At 59.0% G+C, this 18,217-nt stretch carries 18 protein-coding genes; 11 read left to right on the top strand and 7 right to left on the bottom strand.

The genetic code is table 11. From position 1 onward, the window contains the following. Window positions 1-120: 120 nt before the first annotated feature. The 7 genes from PQR32_RS12745 to PQR32_RS12775 all read left to right on the top strand — a co-directional run bounded on the left by PQR32_RS12745 (window position 121) and on the right by PQR32_RS12775 (window position 6,771). Window positions 121-663 carry an MOSC domain-containing protein gene (locus PQR32_RS12745; protein WP_408226735.1) on the top strand — a complete coding sequence of 181 codons (543 nt, stop codon included), beginning with the start codon at window positions 121-123 and terminating at the stop codon, window positions 661-663. Between the two features lie 649 nt (window positions 664-1,312). After that, a complete protein-coding gene (locus tag PQR32_RS12750) occupies window positions 1,313-2,722 on the top strand; it encodes an MmgE/PrpD family protein (protein WP_408226685.1) in 1,410 nt (469 codons plus the stop codon). A gap of 26 nt (window positions 2,723-2,748) precedes the next feature. Next, window positions 2,749-2,979, top strand: coding sequence for a tautomerase family protein (locus PQR32_RS12755; RefSeq protein WP_132374109.1), 231 nt, complete (start codon window positions 2,749-2,751; stop codon window positions 2,977-2,979). Window positions 2,980-2,997: 18 nt separating this feature from the next. Next, a complete protein-coding gene (locus PQR32_RS12760) occupies window positions 2,998-3,201 on the top strand; it encodes a tautomerase family protein (protein WP_408226688.1) in 204 nt (67 codons plus the stop codon). 188 nt (window positions 3,202-3,389) lie between these two features. After that, the gene (locus PQR32_RS12765) at window positions 3,390-3,680 is read left to right on the top strand and encodes a DUF485 domain-containing protein (protein ID WP_408226691.1); all 291 of its coding nucleotides are present in this window, start codon (window positions 3,390-3,392) and stop codon (window positions 3,678-3,680) included. Window positions 3,681-3,704: 24 nt separating this feature from the next. Next, a complete protein-coding gene (actP, locus tag PQR32_RS12770; protein ID WP_408226694.1) occupies window positions 3,705-5,351 on the top strand; it encodes a cation/acetate symporter ActP in 1,647 nt (548 codons plus the stop codon). Window positions 5,352-5,883: 532 nt separating this feature from the next. Further along, complete coding sequence (locus PQR32_RS12775) at window positions 5,884-6,771, top strand: LysR family transcriptional regulator (protein ID WP_408226697.1); 888 nt, start codon at window positions 5,884-5,886, stop codon at window positions 6,769-6,771. Between the two features lie 18 nt (window positions 6,772-6,789). On the opposite strand, the gene PQR32_RS12780 is transcribed toward PQR32_RS12775, so the two are convergent. Continuing rightward, complete coding sequence (locus PQR32_RS12780; protein WP_408226700.1) at window positions 6,790-7,236, bottom strand: hypothetical protein; 447 nt, start codon at window positions 7,234-7,236, stop codon at window positions 6,790-6,792. A 130-nt stretch (window positions 7,237-7,366) separates the two neighbouring features. Here PQR32_RS12780 and PQR32_RS12785 point away from each other — a divergent pair, with 130 nt between their 5' ends. Together PQR32_RS12785 and PQR32_RS12790 are read left to right on the top strand one after the other, a co-directional pair. Then, window positions 7,367-8,257: an alpha/beta fold hydrolase gene (locus PQR32_RS12785; RefSeq protein ID WP_408226703.1), complete on the top strand. Its 891-nt coding sequence runs from the start codon at window positions 7,367-7,369 to the stop codon at window positions 8,255-8,257. 123 nt (window positions 8,258-8,380) lie between these two features. Then, on the top strand, window positions 8,381-8,905 hold the full coding sequence (locus PQR32_RS12790; protein ID WP_408226738.1) for a YceI family protein: 525 nt from the start codon (window positions 8,381-8,383) through the stop codon (window positions 8,903-8,905). 104 nt (window positions 8,906-9,009) lie between these two features. Here PQR32_RS12790 and PQR32_RS12795 read toward each other — a convergent pair whose 3' ends face one another. Together PQR32_RS12795 and PQR32_RS12800 are read right to left on the bottom strand one after the other, a co-directional pair. After that, window positions 9,010-10,146, bottom strand: a complete 1,137-nt coding sequence (locus tag PQR32_RS12795) for an FAD-dependent oxidoreductase (RefSeq protein WP_408226706.1) — start codon at window positions 10,144-10,146, stop codon at window positions 9,010-9,012. A gap of 14 nt (window positions 10,147-10,160) precedes the next feature. Then, on the bottom strand, window positions 10,161-11,702 hold the full coding sequence (locus PQR32_RS12800) for an FAD-dependent monooxygenase (protein WP_408226741.1): 1,542 nt from the start codon (window positions 11,700-11,702) through the stop codon (window positions 10,161-10,163). 105 nt (window positions 11,703-11,807) lie between these two features. Between PQR32_RS12800 and PQR32_RS12805 the strand changes: the two genes are divergently transcribed. Then, window positions 11,808-12,500: a TetR/AcrR family transcriptional regulator gene (locus PQR32_RS12805; RefSeq protein WP_408226709.1), complete on the top strand. Its 693-nt coding sequence runs from the start codon at window positions 11,808-11,810 to the stop codon at window positions 12,498-12,500. Window positions 12,501-12,649: 149 nt separating this feature from the next. Here the strand turns inward: PQR32_RS12805 and PQR32_RS12810 are convergent, their stop codons facing one another. Further along, a complete protein-coding gene (locus PQR32_RS12810; protein ID WP_408226711.1) occupies window positions 12,650-13,360 on the bottom strand; it encodes an SDR family NAD(P)-dependent oxidoreductase in 711 nt (236 codons plus the stop codon). A gap of 104 nt (window positions 13,361-13,464) precedes the next feature. Then, window positions 13,465-14,217: an SDR family oxidoreductase gene (locus PQR32_RS12815; RefSeq protein ID WP_408226714.1), complete on the bottom strand. Its 753-nt coding sequence runs from the start codon at window positions 14,215-14,217 to the stop codon at window positions 13,465-13,467. A 190-nt stretch (window positions 14,218-14,407) separates the two neighbouring features. Between PQR32_RS12815 and pdxR the strand changes: the two genes are divergently transcribed. Then, window positions 14,408-15,937 (top strand): MocR-like pyridoxine biosynthesis transcription factor PdxR, encoded by a 1,530-nt coding sequence (pdxR, locus tag PQR32_RS12820; protein WP_408226717.1) that lies wholly within the window; start codon window positions 14,408-14,410, stop codon window positions 15,935-15,937. Between the two features lie 99 nt (window positions 15,938-16,036). On the opposite strand, the gene PQR32_RS12825 is transcribed toward pdxR, so the two are convergent. Both PQR32_RS12825 and PQR32_RS12830 read right to left on the bottom strand, forming a co-directional pair. Next, a complete protein-coding gene (locus PQR32_RS12825; RefSeq protein WP_408226744.1) occupies window positions 16,037-16,654 on the bottom strand; it encodes an FMN-dependent NADH-azoreductase in 618 nt (205 codons plus the stop codon). 24 nt (window positions 16,655-16,678) lie between these two features. After that, window positions 16,679-18,217 (bottom strand): ABC transporter substrate-binding protein (locus PQR32_RS12830; protein ID WP_408226720.1); only part of this gene is annotated, 1,539 nt, incomplete at its 5' end.

Consider the following 18,217-nt stretch of genomic DNA (forward strand, 5'->3'; position numbering starts at 1 on the left):
ATGCAACAGGAGCTTGCGCAGCATACAACTACGGAAATGACCACCCCAACCGCCGCCAGACTAGTCGCGGCTAGCGTGGGTTCGAGTGCTCCGTTACATGTGAGTAATACCTCGCCAGGTATGGTGGTTAACTCCGGAATACGCAAAACCCCTGTCAGCCTGCTTCAGAACCGGGCTTGTATCGAGGTTAAGAGGCTAGGACTGGCCGGTGATGAGCAAGTAGACCTAAGTGTGCACGGAGGCCTTGAGAAAGCTGTTTATATGTATCCTGCCGAACACTACGAATGGTGGCGGGAACGCCGGCTCGAGGCAGGCGTCGTGGGTGCGGACGACCCGTTGCCGTTTGCTGTGGTGGGAGAGAATTTAACGACGAGTGGTCTGCTCGAGACCCAGCTCTGGGTCGGGGATCGAATCTTGATAGATGAGGTCGAATTTCGCGTCGAGTCTCCCCGAAATCCCTGCTACAAGTTTAACGCCGTAATGGGATATACGCGCGCTGCCAAACATATGATGGCCAGTGGGTACTCTGGTGTTTATTTAAGCGTATCCAAAACTGGATTCATTTCCGCGGGTTCGGCCATTCAAGTGATCCCTGGCCGGCGTCAGGAGTCAATCAGTGCGATTCTGGACCGGCGGCGTGTCCGCGCGCGACGGGAACCATAAGTCGGAAAGTACATCGGCGCCGTCCGGTGGCCTCTGTTCATGAGCCTTCGTGGGTGAAGCGTGTTCTTCGACCACATCGGTCTGACGCGGAATATCTGTGCGTAACTGATCCGTCGATTGGGGCCGAAAGGTTTCGATAGGCGCTGTACGTCGAATCCGCCTGAGCGGCGGGTGATTGTGATAGCGATCGAGGTAGATCTTTCGATTCCGGCGACGAAATGATCCGGAATTCGGTTGAGCGTTTAGAAGCAGCGCAACTTACAAAAACCTGAGCAGACTCCTATGTACGGCTCTGGGGCGCACCAGCCGGATTGGTCAGAGGGTCGGAGTGACTGGGTTATCGCTGAGATAGATAACCGTATTTAATACCTTCGCTTGATATCCAGTTCGAATGGTGCGAGTTTGTCTCATTGGTTGGAGACATGGCAATGTCACATCAAATCTCGACTTCGGCAGGAGATGGCAATTGTCGGACTCACTGCTGCAGGTTCAATGCCGCCAGGCAACGAAGCGAAATCACAGCCCCACAGCTGAGTATGTGTAGACGGAACGCGAAGCGCGTCAATTGGATGAAACGCACGCGAATCGCCAATTGAGAGTCGGACTGCCGTTCGAGGCGATCCGGAAATTTTTGAGGAATAGAGTTCAAATGAGTACACCCACGACTGCTCAGCGTATCGGCCGTTTTGCATACGACGCACGCGCAGACCATCTTACTCCCGGCGCGAGGGCAATTCTCAAGCGGAATATTCTCGACAGTCTGGGTTGTGCAATAGCTGCGCTGCCTGGTAAGCCGTTCAAGGCGCTTCGCGATCAGTTCGAGGAGTACCGCGGCTCGGGGACGTGTTCCTTGATTGGAGGCGGTAAGACTTCGCCCGATCAAGCCGCTTTGTACAACTCCGGTTTGGTCCGGTATGTAGACCTGCTGGACAGCTACATGTCCCCCGGCGGACTTTGTCACCCGAGCGATAACTTCGGCACTATTCTGGCAGCTGCCGAGCATGCGTCCGCAAGTGGCGAAGAATTTATGCTGGCCTTGGCAACAGCCTATGAAATTGGCTGCCGTATTACGGCGATCGTGCCGGTTATGGCCAAAGGGTTTAACCACGCAATTCAATTGGCGGTGTCCGCCGCGGCCGGGTCGGGCAAGCTGTTCGGTCTCGATGCCGATCAGATTGCTAACGCGATTGCAATCGCAACGATCGACAACATTTCGCTGACGTGTGTCCATTCCGAGCCGGTTTCGCAGTGGAAAGGCTTTTCCCCTGGTATCACGGGCATGAGAGCGGTCTATTCAGCATCGCTTGCCAAGCGTGGATTCACAGGTCCTCTCCGTCTTTTCGAGGGGCCTAACGGTCTGGTGCGAATGTTTGACCAGCCGCTCGACGTCGATTGGGAAGACCATCGGCTCGAAGTCGTTCACCAGACGATCATGAAGAAATACTGTTCGCTTATCCATGGTCAGCCCGTCCTTGAAGCTACTCTCGCGTTAAAGCGTAAACATGATTTGAAGAGCGGCGACGTGGACGAAGTCCAGTGTGACATCTTCCAAAGCGGATTCGACATTGCCGGCGGCGGCAGCTTCGGTTCAAAGGATGACCCGCAGACTAAAGAGCAGGCGGACTATAACCTCAAATATCTGATTGCAGCCGCGTTGCTCGATGATCAGGTCGGCCCGGCTCAGCTCGAACCTGAGCGTGTACAGGCCGCCGATGCACAGGCATTGCTCAGAAAAGTGTCTGTGAAACCTGACGCTGAATTTTCGGCGCAATACCCACACGCGCTGAACACGCGCTTGACGATCAAATGCAAGGATGGTCGCGTGTTGGTCACGGAGCATATCGGCTTCGAAGGCGGTCTGGACAATCCGTTCACGTGGGAACGTACCGTCGAAAAATTCAATTGGCTGAGCGAACAACACGCGGATCAGGAGCTCCGAGACCAGATCATCGGTCTGATCTCGGAGCTCGATGAACACCCGCTCGAAGACTTAATGAACCTCTTGGCGAAAGTCAGTCCAGAGCCACGATTTCCGGCAATGCATCCGGGAATTCAATAATCCCTAAAGGTATTTAGGAGCTATATATGGCACTCATTTCTTGTGACATGCGTTTTGGTCGAACGGACGAACAGAAGCGGCAGCTTGCTGCCGGTTTACTCCGGGTGGTCAGCGCCGCGACAGGTGAAACGAAGAATGACATCTTTTTCGTGATTCGCGAGGGACGTGGAATCAATTTCGTTGAACATGGCGAGCATCTTCCAGAGTACGTTGAGGGCGCCGCGAACGATAAAGAACTGATTGAACGTCTTAAATAGATCTGACGGAGAAATATTGTGCCTTTCATCGAATGCCACATCAAAATCGGTCTTACGCAAGAACGACGTGAACAACTCATCAGGGACATCATCCAGGTCACGCACGACTCGATTGGATCGGACCCCAAGATTATCAATGTGATCCTGCACGAACGTCCGGCTGAGAATATCAGTATTTCCAGCCGGATCAATGGAGAGGACTTCAAGAAGTCCACCGGGTAGCCACGCCAAACTGAGCGATAAGGTCTTGATCGGAGTTCCGCCGGGGCGTGGCATCCGGCGGTCGGAATGCAGTGTACGCGGCAACGATCGCAAATATGGCAAAACCATAGCATTGTCTACGTCAGGTCTGGTGAGAGACACGTTTTTCGGAATATATAGTACGTAGTACAAAAAAATGTGGAGGAGAGATGAGCGGAGCAAGAATGGTGGTCGATGGTGTCGCCGCCGGAAATGAGAGGGTAGGGCTGGCAATATTTTTGACGCTTGTCGAAGTGTTGATGTTCTTTGGGTTCATTACTCTTGCCGTCGTGTCGCCGGCAACGCTCGCTTCGCCAGTGGTAGATGGGTCAGAGGTTACGGTTTCGTTCCTGTACGGAATAGTCATTCTGGTCGTTAGCGTGCTGCTTATCGGGTTGTATGTCCTGGTCGAAAATGCAGCCGATTCGAGAAAATTTCGTATCGATTCCGCTGAAATTTAATCGTTAATTGCCTGGTGACTCATTATGAATATTCTTCGACAAGGCGCTTTTCTCGCGCTTTCAGCGTCCGCATGCGTTGCGAGTACCGGGTCCTTTGCCGCCGGGAGCGGCGTAGGTGCCGGAAACGGCGTGGCAATAACGTTTTTTCTTGCCTTCGTGCTGGCGACGCTTGCTATCACCTACTGGGCCGCGAAGCGAACTAGGTCGACTGACGATTTCTACGCAGCTGGAGGTGAAATAACCGCATTGCAAAATGGGCTTGCAATCGCGGGTGATTTCATGTCGGCCGGTGCATTTCTTGGCCTGACAGCTTTGGTGTTCAGTAGTGGGTTTGATGGTCTTGTCTATGCAGTCGGGTATGCGACGGGGATGCCAATTGTTGTGTTTCTGCTGGCAACGAGGCTGCGAAAACTCGGTAAATATACAGTCGCGGATGCGGTTTCCACGCGCCTTGGCGAGACACCGATTCGTATCTTCTCGGCCTGCGCGTCGCTATGTATTGTTTCGCTATATCTCATCGCGCAGATGGTGGGGGCGGGGCAGCTGATCAAGCTGCTGTTTGGCATTGACTATGTTTACGCCGAAATTCTGGTTGGCGCTCTCATGATGTTTTATGTAGCTTTTGGCGGGATGGTCGCGACGACTTGGGTGCAGCTCGTGAAGGCAGCGTTGTTGCTGCTCGGCACGATTGTGATGAGCTTTCTGGTCCTGCGAAACTTTGGCTTCAACTTCTCGGAATTGTTGCGGCGTGCCGTGGAGATTCACCCAAGGGGCGGTGCAATCCTCAGTCCACAGTTTCTGGTGAAGGATCCTGTATCGGGATTTTCATTAGGTCTTGCGGTGATGTTTGGCACCTCGGGATTGCCGCATATTCTCATGCGCTTCTTCACGGTTCCCGACGCACGGGCGGCACGCGGTTCGGTATTTTGGGCAAGTGCATTTATCAACCTGTTCTTTGCACTGGTGTTTGTCATCGGGTTTGGATCTATCGCGCTGGTCGCCTCCAATCCAGACTTCCTGGATGCCGCGGGCAAACCGCTCGGCGGCGTCAATATGGTTGCTGTCCACCTTGCAAAGGCGGTAGGAGGAAACGCGTTGCTGGGGTTTATCTCGGCAGTCGCATTCGCTACCATCCTTGCGGTTGTGTCGGGTTTGACGCTCGCGGGTTCTTCGGCGGTTTCGCATGACCTCTACGCCCGTGTCTTTTGCAAAGGCGCCGTAAGTCAAGCCAATGAAGTAAGGGTATCAAGGATATCGACTCTGGTTCTTGGCGTCATCGCGGTGGCATTAGGCATTGCCTTCAGAACACAGAATGTGGCTTACATGCTTGGACTCACGTTCTCGGTCGCCTGCAGCTCGACTTTTCCCGTGTTACTGCTTGCCCTTTATTGGAAACGATTGACCACGATTGGAGCCGTTGTGGGCGGAACTGTCGGGTTGGTCTCTGCCATCTTACTGACGGTCGCAGGTCCAGCGGTCTGGGTGCATGTTATGGGGAATGCGAAGCCACTGTTCTCGATCGATCCGCCGACCATAGTGACTATGCCGCTCGCGTTCATGACGTGCTGGTTAGTATCCGTACTGGACCGTAGCAAACAGGCGGATGCTGACCGCGCGCGGAGTGCGACTCTACAGGAACATCCGGTATTCGCGGGACCGGTTGGTCATTAGATTTGGGAGTGGCACACAGGGATTGTGTCGCCGTTGAGTGGTTGACCTTGCGGGCTATTCAATTGGGTGTTCGGTCGCAGGACAGAGCGGTATAGCGTGTTGCTCAGTTCGAGGGCGGATCGTCGAGATCCGCTCTGCGCGTTTCCTCGGCGTTTTATCGTTAAACGCGAAAAGCTTGATGTTCGGATTGTCGAGCCTCTCCTACGCTTTCGGGTCAGATAGAAACAGGTAATTCTCCACGTTCGACAGTGCGCTAAACGTAGCAACGACTCTGCGCTATTCCTTCGCTATTGCTCGCGGTTGCGAAGCGACCGAAGGGTACTGTTTCCCTCGAATCTTCGATTTCGCTTTGGTGTAGGATGCAAGATAAGTTCGCCGTGCGGACAGTACCGAAGGTCTGCACTCGTTTTCACTCAGTTTGTCGTGCAAGCGTCTGAATAAATCGAAGTTATCGAACCGCATTGTTGATAGCTTGCTGCTCGGGCATTGAAGGTTTTATCGAGGTTGTGGACATTTCATAGAGGTGCAAAGCATGGACGCCGCCGACCTCAAGGTCTTCGAAGCCGTAGCTCGTCATGGAAGTATGAATCGCGCGGCTACCGAGCTAAATACTGTTCAATCCAACGTCACCGCGCGAATTCGATCTCTGGAGAGAGAGGTCGGAGTCGCTCTCTTTCAAAGGCATGTGCGCGGCGTGAGCATGACCCCTGCGGGGCAGCGCATGCTTCCGTATGCCGCGCGTATTGCGAAGCTCATTACGGATGCCAAGGTCGCAGCGCTGGATGACGGCGCACCGAGCGGCACTCTCACGCTCGGAACACTCGAGACGACTGTGGCGCTGAGGCTCTCTCCAATATTGAGCAATTTCGCTCGAATGTATCCTCAGGTTCGACTGTCCCTGACGACAGGCACGAGTTGCGGTCTCACTGCCGATGTTGCGGAATGCCGGCTTGATGGGGCATTTATAGCGGGTCCGCTGGACCATCCGGACCTTTACGTTGAGACAGTCTTTCATGAGGAGTTGGTACTGGTTACGCCGCGTACCGTGCGCTCGCTTGACGCGATCAGATCGGTGCAGGACCTGAAAACAATTGTCTTCCGTTTGGGTTGCTCGTACCGTCAGCGGCTCGACGCGTTGCTCGCCGAAATGGGGGTACTCACGGCAGCGCCTCTCGAATTTGGCTCAATGGATGCGATCATTGCGTGCGTTGCTGCCGGTATCGGTATCACGCTATTACCTCGAGGCGTGGTCTCGGCGGCGGCGGAACAGGATCTCGTTACTATCCACGCTATATCGCCAGAGAAGGCGCAAGTCGAAACGCTGTTTATCCGACGGCATGACGCCTATGTATCGAGTGCAATGCAGGCTTTCGTTGACGTTGCACGGTCTCAGCTCGGGCCGCTGATGGTCGCCGCATAGACGACGTACAGCGCACCGTCACGCGGGGAGCCCGGGCGGTTCGCGCTTCAGCCCGTTTGATTGAAGGCATGCAGTATTGATTTCCACCGGATTCTGACCCGTAGTTTTCATCTGCGTTTGCCCCCAAAAGACAGCGTAGTGCAGTTGCGGCGACGGCGTCGAGTTCTCCCGAAGTAGTAATGGTGCGGATCGCCACTGCCGCTTCAGCGGAAACCAGCCGGGCTCCACTCGAGCCAGGTTCAATAGACCATCGCCGTTTGCGGGCCAATTCGTAGCATTCCCACCGGGCGTCGTCTTCGAATTCAGAAAGTCAAGACCGAGTACATCGGCCAGAAATTTTGCCGGTGAACGCTCAATTGCGATTCCCTTCCCAGGTTGACTCGATGGCATTGTTGCACGGTTGGCAACGGAATTGATAACCTGTTCACTTGCCTTGGTCAAGTTACGCGGATAGGATGATCGCATAGGCATCGCCGACAAGGTACTGCGTAACTGACAGATTAGTTAGTAATCCATAGGCAACCACGACCGTTGTCGAGGACGCCGCGCGGTGAGCCGCCAATCCCCCGACCAGAAGCAAACCTGGAGTACACAGATGAGCGAGCATGCCAACGTAGATGAGATTTATCCCTTCCCGGCTGTGATGCAGACGCGGACGATCGAAACCAACGGTACATCCATCCATGTGCGGGTCGGCGGTCAGGGTCCAGCGGTCGTCATGCTGCACGGCTTCGGCACAACGGGCGACATGTGGGGTCATCTGGCGAGCGCACTCATCGAAGACCACACGATTGTCGCGCCCGACCTGCGTGGGTTGGGCCTCTCGTCGAAGCCTGATGGCGGCTACGACAAGAAGAATCAGGCGGCGGACGTGGTGGGCGTACTGGACGCCCTAGGTGTGCGTACGGCCGAATTGGTGACGCACGACATCGGCATCATGGTCGGCTTCGCAGTTGCCGCCGCCCACCCCGAGCGCGTGAGCCGATGGGTGGCGATCGATGCGCCGCTGCCCGGCGTCGGACCCTGGGATCAGATCACACAGGATCCGGCCATGTGGCACTTTGGCTTCGGTGGTCCGGACATGGAGCGCCTGGTCGCCGGCCGCGAGCGCATCTATCTGGACCGCTTCTGGAACGAACTTTCCCGGGACCGGAAGCGGTTTGATGAAGCGAAGCGCCAGCATTATGCGGCGCTCTATGCGCAACCCGGCGCAATGCGAGCGGGCTTTGCCCAGTTCCTGGCATTCCGCCAGGATGCGGCTGACAACAGGACGTTCCTTGCGCAGGGCAAGCTTCAGATACCGGTCCTGGCCTTGGGTGGCGAAGCTACATTCGGCCCTATGATCGGCGCGGTGATGCGGTGTGTCGCCGATGACGTCGAAGATGTGATCATCCCGGATTGCGGGCACTGGATCACGGAAGAGCAGCCGCGGGCGACGACAGAACTGGTCGTCGACTTCCTGCATCGCCGTTCGGGGGGTAGTTAGCGTTAAGAGACATCGCTTTGATTGAGGCCTCCTTTGATAGGCCCACCACCCATATTCAAGGAGTCTGAATTGAACAAAAACGTGATTGCAGCGGGCATTCTTGCGCTGATCGCGGGGGCCGCGATGGCAACCCCGACGACTTACGATCTCGACCCGAGGCACACCTATCCCAGCTTCGAGGCTGATCATTTTGGCGGCATTTCGGTGTGGCGAGGTAAGTTCACGAAAAGCAGCGGCGTCGTGACACTTGACCGCGCTGCGAAGACTGGCACGATCGACGTGTCGATTGACACCGCGTCGATCGACACTGGTAATGCGCAACTCGATACGCGCGTGAAGTCGGATGAATTTTTCGATGTCAGCAAGTATCCGACCGCGACGTTCAAAGGCAATGCGCTCCGCTTTGATGGCGATACGCCGATCGAGGTCTCGGGCGACTTCACGTTTCATGGGGTGACCAAACCGCTGACGTTGAAGATTGATTCGTTCAAGTGCTTCGTCAACCCGCTGATCAAGCGCGAGGTCTGTGGTGCGGAAGCCAGCGCGCAATTCGACCGCGTCGACTATGGCGTGACTTGGGGCACCAAGTATGGCTTCAAGACGCTGACTCGCTTGCAGATTCAGGTTGAAGGCGTGAAGGCGGATTAGGCTGTAGGCAACCGATTACAACTTGCCAGATAACCCAGCGGTCAAGGAGTGGCCGCTGCCCTCCGGCGCCCGCCGAAGGGCCCGATTTGCTGATGTGCATGCGGCTATTTGACGGGCTGGTAATGGGTGAAAAACTCAACCACGCTCTGAGGCGTGTTGTCGTCGAAGAACAGCTTGAGGTTCCGGTCAGCCTCCGCAGCAGCGGACGCGCTGCGGGGAAAGAGGTCCTTTTCATACGCGATCAGCGCAGCTTCAACGTCACCGGGGTTGGCGGCGATGGCCTTCCCGAGTTCAGCGCCGTCGTACATGGCGAGGTTGGCTCCTTCACCAGCGAACGGCGACATCAGGTGCGCTGCGTCGCCGAGCAGAGTCACCCCGGGTACGCGATCCCATTTGTGCTCGACCGGGAGCGCATGGATAGTGCGAGGAACAGGGTCGGTCTCACCGTCGGTGAGGAGCGCCGTCAACTCTGGAGCCCAGCCGTCGAATTCCTCGGCGACGCGGGCCAGGGCGGTGCGCGGGTGGGAGAAGTCGATGCGGGCGATCCAATCCTCCGGCTTGATCAAGGCCACGTACGTGTGCAGCACATCATTGGCCTCGCGATGCGCGAGAATGCCTTTGCCCGGCGCTAGCGCAAACAGCGCGCCACCGCCCACCGCTTCAGCGCTTGCCTTGTGGCGGGTGTCGCCATCGAACAGGTACGTCTCAATGAATGAAATGCCGAGATAGGCGGGCTTAGCCATGGAAAGATGCGGACGAACTCTTGACCAGGCGCCGTCTGCGCCCACGAGGAGGTCGGTAGTCACTGTCGAGCCATCAGCGAAGGTCAACACATGCAGTCCGCCGCCGAGCGAATCGACCGCTGTGACCTTGTGTCCCCAGCGAATCGTGTCGGCAGGAAGTGAGTCGAGCAGAATCCGACGAAGGTCTCCCCGGTGTACCTCAGGTCGACCGCCTGTACCGTCGTCGGGCTCATCGATCAGGACGTTGCCGTCCTTGTCGAGTACGCGGGTTGCCTCACCGCCAGTTCGGATGATCCCGAGGAACTCGTCGTAAAGTCCCGCTGCCTTAAGTGCGAGCTGCCCGTTGTACTCGTGGATATCGAGCAATCCCCCTTGTGCGCGCGCGCTTGCCGAGGCTTCCGCTTCGTAGATCGTCACTGCAATACCGTGAACGTGGAGGACGCGAGCGAGTGTCAGGCCGCCGAGCCCGGCACCGATGATGGTGACTGAAGTATTCATCCTGATTCCATCACTCACCAGCGAGCGGCAGCCTTTTGGAGTTCGCTGCAATCCGGGTCGTTGTCAGATGCCCACGCGATAATCCCATCAGGGCGTATCAGTGCCGCACTTAAGCCCAATTGTTCTTTCGCCCGGCCAGAAACGTACTTGATCCGGCCGCCGTCTTCGTTCGCCAAATTTTTGAGCGAAGGGTTCCCGTCAAAATCGAGCAGTACTCGTCGGCCATCGCGCATTAGCTCGCCAATTGTTGCACTGTCTTCGAACTCAAAGTTGGGAACGCTATGGCCTACGAGAGGATGGCCGCCACCGAGATCGTAGTTTGTGAAAACGCCCCACACCCTTCCTGCAAAGTAGGTGGCCCCATCGCGCGTGTTCATCAGGTCGCGGATAATGGCATTCAGCGCGTGGGCTTGTGGGTCTGGTCGCATGATTGCGACCTGGGCACGTGACCAATCCAGAACCCGTGCGCCGATCGGGTGTCGTTCCGTCTGATAACTGTCCAGCAAGCCTTCCGGCGCTTTCTTCCTGATGGTTGCGGCGAGCTTCCAGCCCAGGTTCATGGCGTCGCCCAGTCCGAGATTAAGCCCTTGGCCTCCCAGCGGCGCGTGAATGTGCGCGGCATCGCCAGCTAAAAGAACCCGTCCGTTGCGATAGGTTGTTGCCTGCCGTGCTCGGTCCGTCCACGTGGTCGCGATATGCAAAGCATTGATTGTCACGTCGGTGTTCGAGATGCGGCGTAGAACTTCCTGCACGTGTTCTCGCGTGATTGGCGTTCCTGCACGATGAAATGCGCCGCCATCAAAATCCTGTATCACCAGGTAACCTGGCTGCGATTGCAAGTACATGCCTGCGGTTGTGACGTTTCGGCCCGACTTGAGCTTCTGCGGATCGGCAATGTCCACTTTAGCCGTGTAGCCGGTGAATTCCGGCTCAGTACCGGCGAATTCAAAACCGCCTGCCTTGCGAACAACACTGCGACTTCCATCGCAACCCACGAGCCATTGACCTTCAAAAGTCTGGTTGCCGGATTGAACAGTGACTCCGTCCTCGGCTTGATGAAAGTCGGTAACGGAAAGCCCGCGCCTGATTTCGACGCCCAGGGCTTCCGCGCGGCGAGACAACACCACTTCAAGCTCTTCCATTTCAGATATCAAGCTGGTTTCGGTCGAGCTCGGCAGGCGATACGTCCACTGAGAGGTGTCAATATCGCCGTCATGAAATGGAATGCCGGCGAAGTGTCCCACCTGACGACGCGATCCTTCACCAGCGTTTTGGTGGGGATTCTTAAGTCGTTTATGGACCTCGAGTTCCTGTAGCAACCCACGACGGTAAAGCGCTTCAATAGTAGGCGCCGAGAGTCCCCGTATCCCGAAAGGAAGCTGCTTCAATGGCGAGTGCGGGTCCTCCGCCTTTTCCAGTATCAGGACGGAACATTGGGCCAAGGCCAGTTCACAGGCGAGGAATAAACCTACAGGCCCTGCGCCGGAAATGATCACATCGTGAATAGATTGATTCTGTGCGGATTGCTTGCCGTTGATTGTGACTGGAGTAGTCATCCTGCTTCCCATGTTGTTGGAGGTCGCCACCGGGAATTCCGCAGATAGCTATGGAACGTCATTCCATGATATTGGAACGACATTCCAAATGTGTCAAGATGCGGCATGACCAAAAATTCACGTAACGCTCCACGCAGCCCTCAACGACGAGAAGAATCGCTCTCGCGGGATCGCATCATCGAGGCGTCGATCGCGCTTCTGGACAGTAGTGGAGAAAGCGGACTGACGTTCCGCACCCTGTCCGAACGGCTTGCCACCGGTGCTGGCGCCATTTATTGGCACGTCGAAAACAAGAGCGATCTGCTGACCGCCGCCTGCGACGCCATCGTCGCTCGCACGATGGTGTCGTGCGTGGTCGGCGCGACACCGGAGGCGACGATTCGCGCCCTTGCGCTGGGCATATTCGACGCGATCGACGCGCATCCGTGGGTTGGCTCGGCGCTCACACGAGTGGCGGGGCAGTTGCCCATGGTGCGCATTGTCGAATGCCTGGGTCAGCAGGTTCGCGCGCTTGGTGTGCCGGATGAGGAACAGTGGGCCGCGGTGTCCGCGCTGCTGCACTACATCCTTGGCGTCGCAGGACAGAACGCCGCCAACACGCAGTTCGCCCGGACGCGAGACGTCGACAGAGCCGACTTTTTGGACGCAATGGCGACTGTGTGGTCCCGGCTCGATCCGAATGAGTATCCGTTTGCACGCAGCCTCGCCGGCCACTTGCGCGTTCATGACGACCGGGTCGATTTTCTCGCCGGAATCGATCTCATCCTGAGCGGTATCGAGTCATCGCGCGATCGCTGACCCAGCGACTCAAGCAGGCACGGGTGGACGTTCGCGTAGTCGACCTCTGACCGCCTATCGAGTGCCATTTACCAGTGCAAGGGCGATCCATAATGATGTAATTGCTGCAGGGATACGAAAGGGCACCGGCTTGCGGTGCCCGAGTAAGTTTAGCGACCAGCGCTCTGGCCGCCGTCGACGTGCAGGATTTCTCCCGTGATGAACGGTGCGGAATCAAGGAACAGAATCGCATCGGCGATATCGCTCATCTCGCCCATGCGCCCGAGCGGATGGAAGACGCCCAACGCTTCATGGGTTTCGGGTGCGTGCATCGGCGTCTTGATGATCCCCGGCGCGACGGCATTCACGCGAATACCTTTCCTCGCGTACTCGATCGCCAGCGACTTCGTGGCGGCGTTCTGACCACCCTTCGTCAGGGCTGCCAGTACTGAATATCCGCCACTGATCGCATTGTCGGCGGTGCTGGAGGTTACGCTAACCACGTGGCCGCTCGCATGCTTTTCCATTTCGGCGATGGCAAGCTGCGTGATGTAATAAAAGCCTGTCATATTCACGTTCACCACCGCGGCGTAGTCTTCCGTGGTGTGTTCGGTGAAAGGCTTGCCGATGTAAATGCCGGCGTTGTTCACCAGCGTGTCGATCCGGCCGAACTTCGCGACGCCTTCTGCAATGACCCGTTGGGCGGTTGCGGGATCGCCAATATCACCGGCAACCGTCAGGATGTTCGGATCTTCCGAGGGCTTGATCGAACGCGAAGTCGCAATGATGCGATAGTCGAGCTTGCGAAACGCCTTGACGACTTCGGCGCCTATGCCTTGCGATGCACCGGTAACGACGACGACCTTTTGTGAATTGCTCATGCTTTACCCAGAAAATTTTCGTTCTGCTTCAACGCCGATCGGGCCGGCGGCTCTGATCAAGGGAAATGTCGACGCGTTGATTCAGGTTTCGCTTAAACCTGCAATCAACCCTTTTTAGCCTGGGCCAGCCACTGGTCGAGACCGACGCGGCCGATCCGCGCGTCGCCGAGCGGCACGAGCGATTGTTCCTCGACAAGGCCGCCGTAGTACCGCGCGTCGCGATCCGTCACCACCGGGCGCGCGTCGCCGACCGATTTCAGATAACGCGTGACGATCTCCGCGAAGGGCGCGCGGTCCGGGCCGGCGATGTCGACCGTGCCGTTCAGCGGCGCGGCGAGCGCGACCTGCGCGAGGTTTGCCACGACATCGTCTACGGCGATCGGCTGAAACAGTCCTTCGCCGATGCGTACCGTGCCGCCGACCGTGCCGAAATCCGCGATACCGCCGATGAACTCCATGAACTGCGTCGCGCGCACGATGGTGTACGGCACGCCGGCCGCTTGGATCAACTCCTCCTGCGCGACCTTGGCAGTGAAATACGCGTTCTCCGGCGAGCGGTCGCAACCGACGATGGATAGCGCGACGTGATGGCGCACCCCCGCGGCCACTTCGGCCTTGCCAAGGTTGCGCGCCGAATTGCGGAAGAAGTCGAGTACCGCCTGCGGCTCCCATGACGGCGCGTTCGTCACATCCACGACGACGTCCGCGCCCGCGAGCGCGTTGCTCAGGCCTTCGCCCGTCACGCTGTTCACGCCGGTACGCGGCGACGCGGGGAGCGCCTCATGGCCCGCCTCGCTGAGCAGCGCCACGAGACGCGATCCGATCAGGCCGGACCCACCGATTACGACGATTTTCATGGCAGATTCTCCAGATGAAAGTAAATGAACGCGTGGGGCGCCGGGCGAGTGTCGTATCGCGTGAAAGCGTTCGCCGCCGTCGCATCGCGTGAGGCCATTGTGGAACAATCATGTTCTATCGAAAAGTGACAAGAACTGTCGGTCTGACTAGTCCAAGTCGTTTGCCGCTCCCCTTACCCACGAGACCGTCATGAGCGTACCGACTCCCGCATTGACCATCGAAATCGATCGGCAGCAGCAGTTGCCGATCTATCTGCAGATCTGCGAGCGTTTCAGGACCGCGATCGCCGCGGGGCATCTGCGTCCTGGCGATCGCGTACCCGCGCTGCGCGGCCTCGCCACGCAACTGAACACGGCGCGCGGCACGGTCGAGCTCGCCTATACGATCCTCGTCGACGAGGGCTATCTGCAGATGCGCGGCGCGGCGGGCACGTTCGTATCGGCGTCGCTGCCGGCATCGGTGATGCGCTCGTCGCGTGCGCAGGGGGTTCAGGGCGCGCGCGGCACGCAAAGCACGGAAGCAGCGGGCACGCCGCAGACGCCGGGTAAATCGCGCGATGCACAAGCGGCGGCGCGCCAACTGGCCGTCACCGTCACCATGAGCGGCGAGCCGCGGCCGTTGCAACCAGGGCTGCCCGCGCTCGACGCGTTTCCAGGCAAGGTATGGAACCGTCTCGTTGCGCAGCGCGCGCGCAGCGGTGGACGCGCGATGCTCGCGTACCCGGATCCGGCCGGCTACCGGCCGCTGCGCGAACATATCGCCACCTATCTCGGGCTGTCGCGCGGCGTGACCTGCCTGCCGGAACAGGTGTTCATTACCGGCGGCTACCGTGCGACGCTCGAACTCGTGCTGCGCAGTCTCGCCCGCCCGAACGATCGCGTGTGGTTCGAGGATCCCGGCTATCTGCTCGCGCGCGGTTTTCTGGCAGAGACCGGCGTGCAACTCGTGCCGGTGCCGGTGGACGGCGAAGGGATCGACGTCGAGCGCGGCACACTGCTGGATGCGCAGGCGCGCTTCGCAATGGTCACACCGTCGCATCAGAGCCCACTCGGGCACACGCTGTCGCTCGCAAGACGCATGGCGCTGCTGGATTGGGCAGGCAAAGCGTCCCGCTGGATCATCGAGGACGACTACGACAGCGAGTTCCGTTATCTGGGCCGGCCATTGCCGGCGTTAAAGAGCCTCGACCGGCGCGATCGCGTGATCTATTGCGGTACGTTCAGCAAGGTGATGTTTCCCGGTTTGCGGCTCGCGTATGTGGTGGTGCCAGAGCGAGCTGTCGAGCGCGTCGGGCGGGTGGCGCGCAGCATGAACGCCGGATCGCCGACACTATTGCAGGCGGCCGTGGCGGATTTCATTGGACAGGGGCATTTTGCGCGGCATCTGAAGCGTATGCGCGCGTTGTACGCCGAGCGGCGCGTGCTGATCGTGCACGCGCTAGAGCAGGCGTTTGGCGAACGGTTGATTGTCGATTTGCCGCCAGGTGGAATTCAGTTCGCGGTGCGGTTCGCCGAAGGTCCCGATGGCCCGGTCGACGACGTCGGCGTCGCCGCGCGCGCCCGCGAGGCGGGGCTTGCGGTGCTGCCGCTTTCGATCTGGTACGCGAATGGGCGCGCGCGGCGCACGCTGCGCGGCCTCGTGATCGGCTTCGCGAACATCGCCGATGCGGATGAAGCAGGGCGTCTCGCGCGAACGCTGCGCGCGTGTCTGGACGGCTGACGCGCGGGGCATGTGTCCAGATCGCGAATTGGCGCAGCGCGGCACGCCATCGCACGATGCGACGGTAGCGCTTTCGGATCGCATTCCGTCCGGCGTGCTCTATGCGCTCCGTGCAGCCGCGTCCGCCGCCGTCCGCGCGCTGCCGGCCGCCTGTGCGGCGAGCGAGGCGAACACTCGATTCCTGGTAAGTTGGGCGCGCGCCGCAGCGAGCACCTCGGCTACTGCCGCTTCGCCCATCACAAGCCCCTGCAAGAGAAGAAACTGCACGCTGTGGATGCCGATCGAGCCGAGCGCGTAGCGCAGATACGGCGTCAGGAAATCCGGCTGCCGCGCGCGGTCGCCGCTATGGACACCGCCCGAACCGACGATCACGATGGTCGGCCGGTCGCGCATCAGTCCAACCTTGCCTTCCGGCGTCGAGGCGAACGTGCGATGAATGCGCAGCGTGTAATCGATCCACAGCTTGAGCGCTGCCGGCACCGTGAAGTTGTGCATCGGCGTGTTGATAATGAGCGCATCCGTCGTTTCGAGTTCACCGATCAGTTGCTCTGAGACATCGAACTGCGCCTTATCCGGTGTGCGCGACGTGATGGCGCGCGCATAGTCGCGGGCGACCGGCGGCAGCGGTGCGGCTGCCACTTCTGAGTGGCGATGATCGGGCTCGGTGGTATCGACGCCGTGCCGATACCAGCAGCACGAAGCTGCGGACGCATGCAGGCTTGCGTCCGCGCGAACGCTCGATCACGCAGCGTCGAGCCAGGCAAATTCCGCAAAGCGGTAGCCCATCAAGCGTCCCGAAGGCGAACCGGCGAGCCCTTTGACATGGCTGCTATGCGCATCGATGAAGTTGATGAACGCAGGAATGATGATGCTGCCTTTCTCGTAGACGATGGTCTGCATATCGCCGTACATCTGCTTGCGCCTGGTTTCGTCCTTCTCCTGGCGCGCCTGCACCAGAAGCTCGTCGAACTGCGCATTCTTCCAGCCCGACTCGTTCCACACGGAATCCGACTTGAAGAACTGCGTATAGAGCAGATCGAGCGTCGGCCGCGGCAGGATCGAGCCGTAGGTCATGGGATGCTTCATCCAGTGCGTCGACCAGTAGCCGTCAGCGGGCACGCGGCGCACGTCGAGTTTGAGGTCGGTCTGCATCGCAGCCTGCTGCAACATCAGCGCGGAATCGAGTGCGGATTCGATCGAAGGAGGGGCCACCATTTCCGCCGTCGTGCCGGACAGGTTCGCTTTCCTGATGAGCGACTTCGCGCGGTCGGGGTCGTAGGTGCGCTGCGGCAGTCCGGCGAGGTAATAGGGGTGCCACGCGGGGACCGGATGATCGTTGCCGATGGTGGCATAGCCGCGCAGCAGTGTCTTCTGAATGCGCTCGCGATCATGCAGTGACTTGATCGCCTGAATGAACTCGGGGTTGCGGGTGGGCGTCGCGTCCTGACGCAGGATGAGATCGGTGTAGAGACCCGACTGGCTTTCGAGCACGCCGAAGCCGCCGGCGCGCTTGAGGCGCTCGACGTCCCGCGCGGGCACCGGCGAGACGAGGTGAATATCGCCGGCTAGCAGTGCGTTCAGACGCGCAGCATCGTCGACGATGCCGACGAGTTGCACTTCGTCGAGATGCGGCAGCCCCGGCTTCCAGAAGTTCGGATTGCGCGTGCCGACGCATCGGCCGCCCGGCGTGAATTCCTTGCAGACGAACGGCCCCGTGCCATTGCCCCTGGAGAAATCCTTCGTGCCGGCGGCGACGATGACGAAATGCGGCACGGCGAGCAGCGCGGGCAGATCGACGTTGGGCGCGTTCAGCACGATTTCCACTTGCAGCGGCCCCGTCGCCTTGACAGAGTCGATCGCATCGGCAATCGACTTGGCTTTCGACGCCGTCATCGGGTCCTTGTGGCGCGAGAGCGAGAACACGATATCGTCCGCCGTGAGCGGTTTGCCGTCGTGGAAATGCACGTTCGGCCTGAGTTTGACGGTCCACCGCTTGTGATCGCTGGTGTCGAACGACTCGGCGAGTGCGTTCTGCACCTTGAAGTTGCTGTCGAACTCGGTCAGGCCGCTGTAGAAGATGAACATGCGCGAATAGTCGGCGGTATGCGAGGCCTTCGCAGGATCGAGCGAATCGGACTGCGACTGGTTGGCCGTCGCGACGCGCATGATGCCGCCTTGACGCGGTTTCGGGGGGGGGGGGGGGGGGGCGGCGGGCCCCCCCCCCCCCCCCCCCCCCCCCCCCGGGGGGGGGGCCCCCCCCCCCCCCGCCCCCCGGCCCCC

The sequence above is a fragment of the Paraburkholderia dipogonis genome (assembly GCF_046027395.1).
Lineage (GTDB): Bacteria > Pseudomonadota > Gammaproteobacteria > Burkholderiales > Burkholderiaceae > Paraburkholderia > Paraburkholderia dipogonis_A.

Coding starts and splice junctions, on each gene's coding strand:
- PQR32_RS12745 (WP_408226735.1), top strand. CDS start 121: ATGGTGGTTAACTCCGGAATACGCAAAACCCCTGTCAGCCTGCTTCAG.
- PQR32_RS12750 (WP_408226685.1), top strand. CDS start 1,313: ATGAGTACACCCACGACTGCTCAGCGTATCGGCCGTTTTGCATACGAC.
- PQR32_RS12755 (WP_132374109.1), top strand. CDS start 2,749: ATGGCACTCATTTCTTGTGACATGCGTTTTGGTCGAACGGACGAACAG.
- PQR32_RS12765 (WP_408226691.1), top strand. CDS start 3,390: ATGAGCGGAGCAAGAATGGTGGTCGATGGTGTCGCCGCCGGAAATGAG.
- actP (WP_408226694.1), top strand. CDS start 3,705: ATGAATATTCTTCGACAAGGCGCTTTTCTCGCGCTTTCAGCGTCCGCA.
- PQR32_RS12775 (WP_408226697.1), top strand. CDS start 5,884: ATGGACGCCGCCGACCTCAAGGTCTTCGAAGCCGTAGCTCGTCATGGA.
- PQR32_RS12780 (WP_408226700.1), bottom strand. CDS start 7,236: ATGCGATCATCCTATCCGCGTAACTTGACCAAGGCAAGTGAACAGGTT.
- PQR32_RS12785 (WP_408226703.1), top strand. CDS start 7,367: ATGAGCGAGCATGCCAACGTAGATGAGATTTATCCCTTCCCGGCTGTG.
- PQR32_RS12790 (WP_408226738.1), top strand. CDS start 8,381: ATGGCAACCCCGACGACTTACGATCTCGACCCGAGGCACACCTATCCC.
- PQR32_RS12795 (WP_408226706.1), bottom strand. CDS start 10,146: ATGAATACTTCAGTCACCATCATCGGTGCCGGGCTCGGCGGCCTGACA.
- PQR32_RS12800 (WP_408226741.1), bottom strand. CDS start 11,702: ATGACTACTCCAGTCACAATCAACGGCAAGCAATCCGCACAGAATCAA.
- PQR32_RS12805 (WP_408226709.1), top strand. CDS start 11,808: ATGACCAAAAATTCACGTAACGCTCCACGCAGCCCTCAACGACGAGAA.
- PQR32_RS12810 (WP_408226711.1), bottom strand. CDS start 13,360: ATGAGCAATTCACAAAAGGTCGTCGTCGTTACCGGTGCATCGCAAGGC.
- PQR32_RS12815 (WP_408226714.1), bottom strand. CDS start 14,217: ATGAAAATCGTCGTAATCGGTGGGTCCGGCCTGATCGGATCGCGTCTC.
- pdxR (WP_408226717.1), top strand. CDS start 14,408: ATGAGCGTACCGACTCCCGCATTGACCATCGAAATCGATCGGCAGCAG.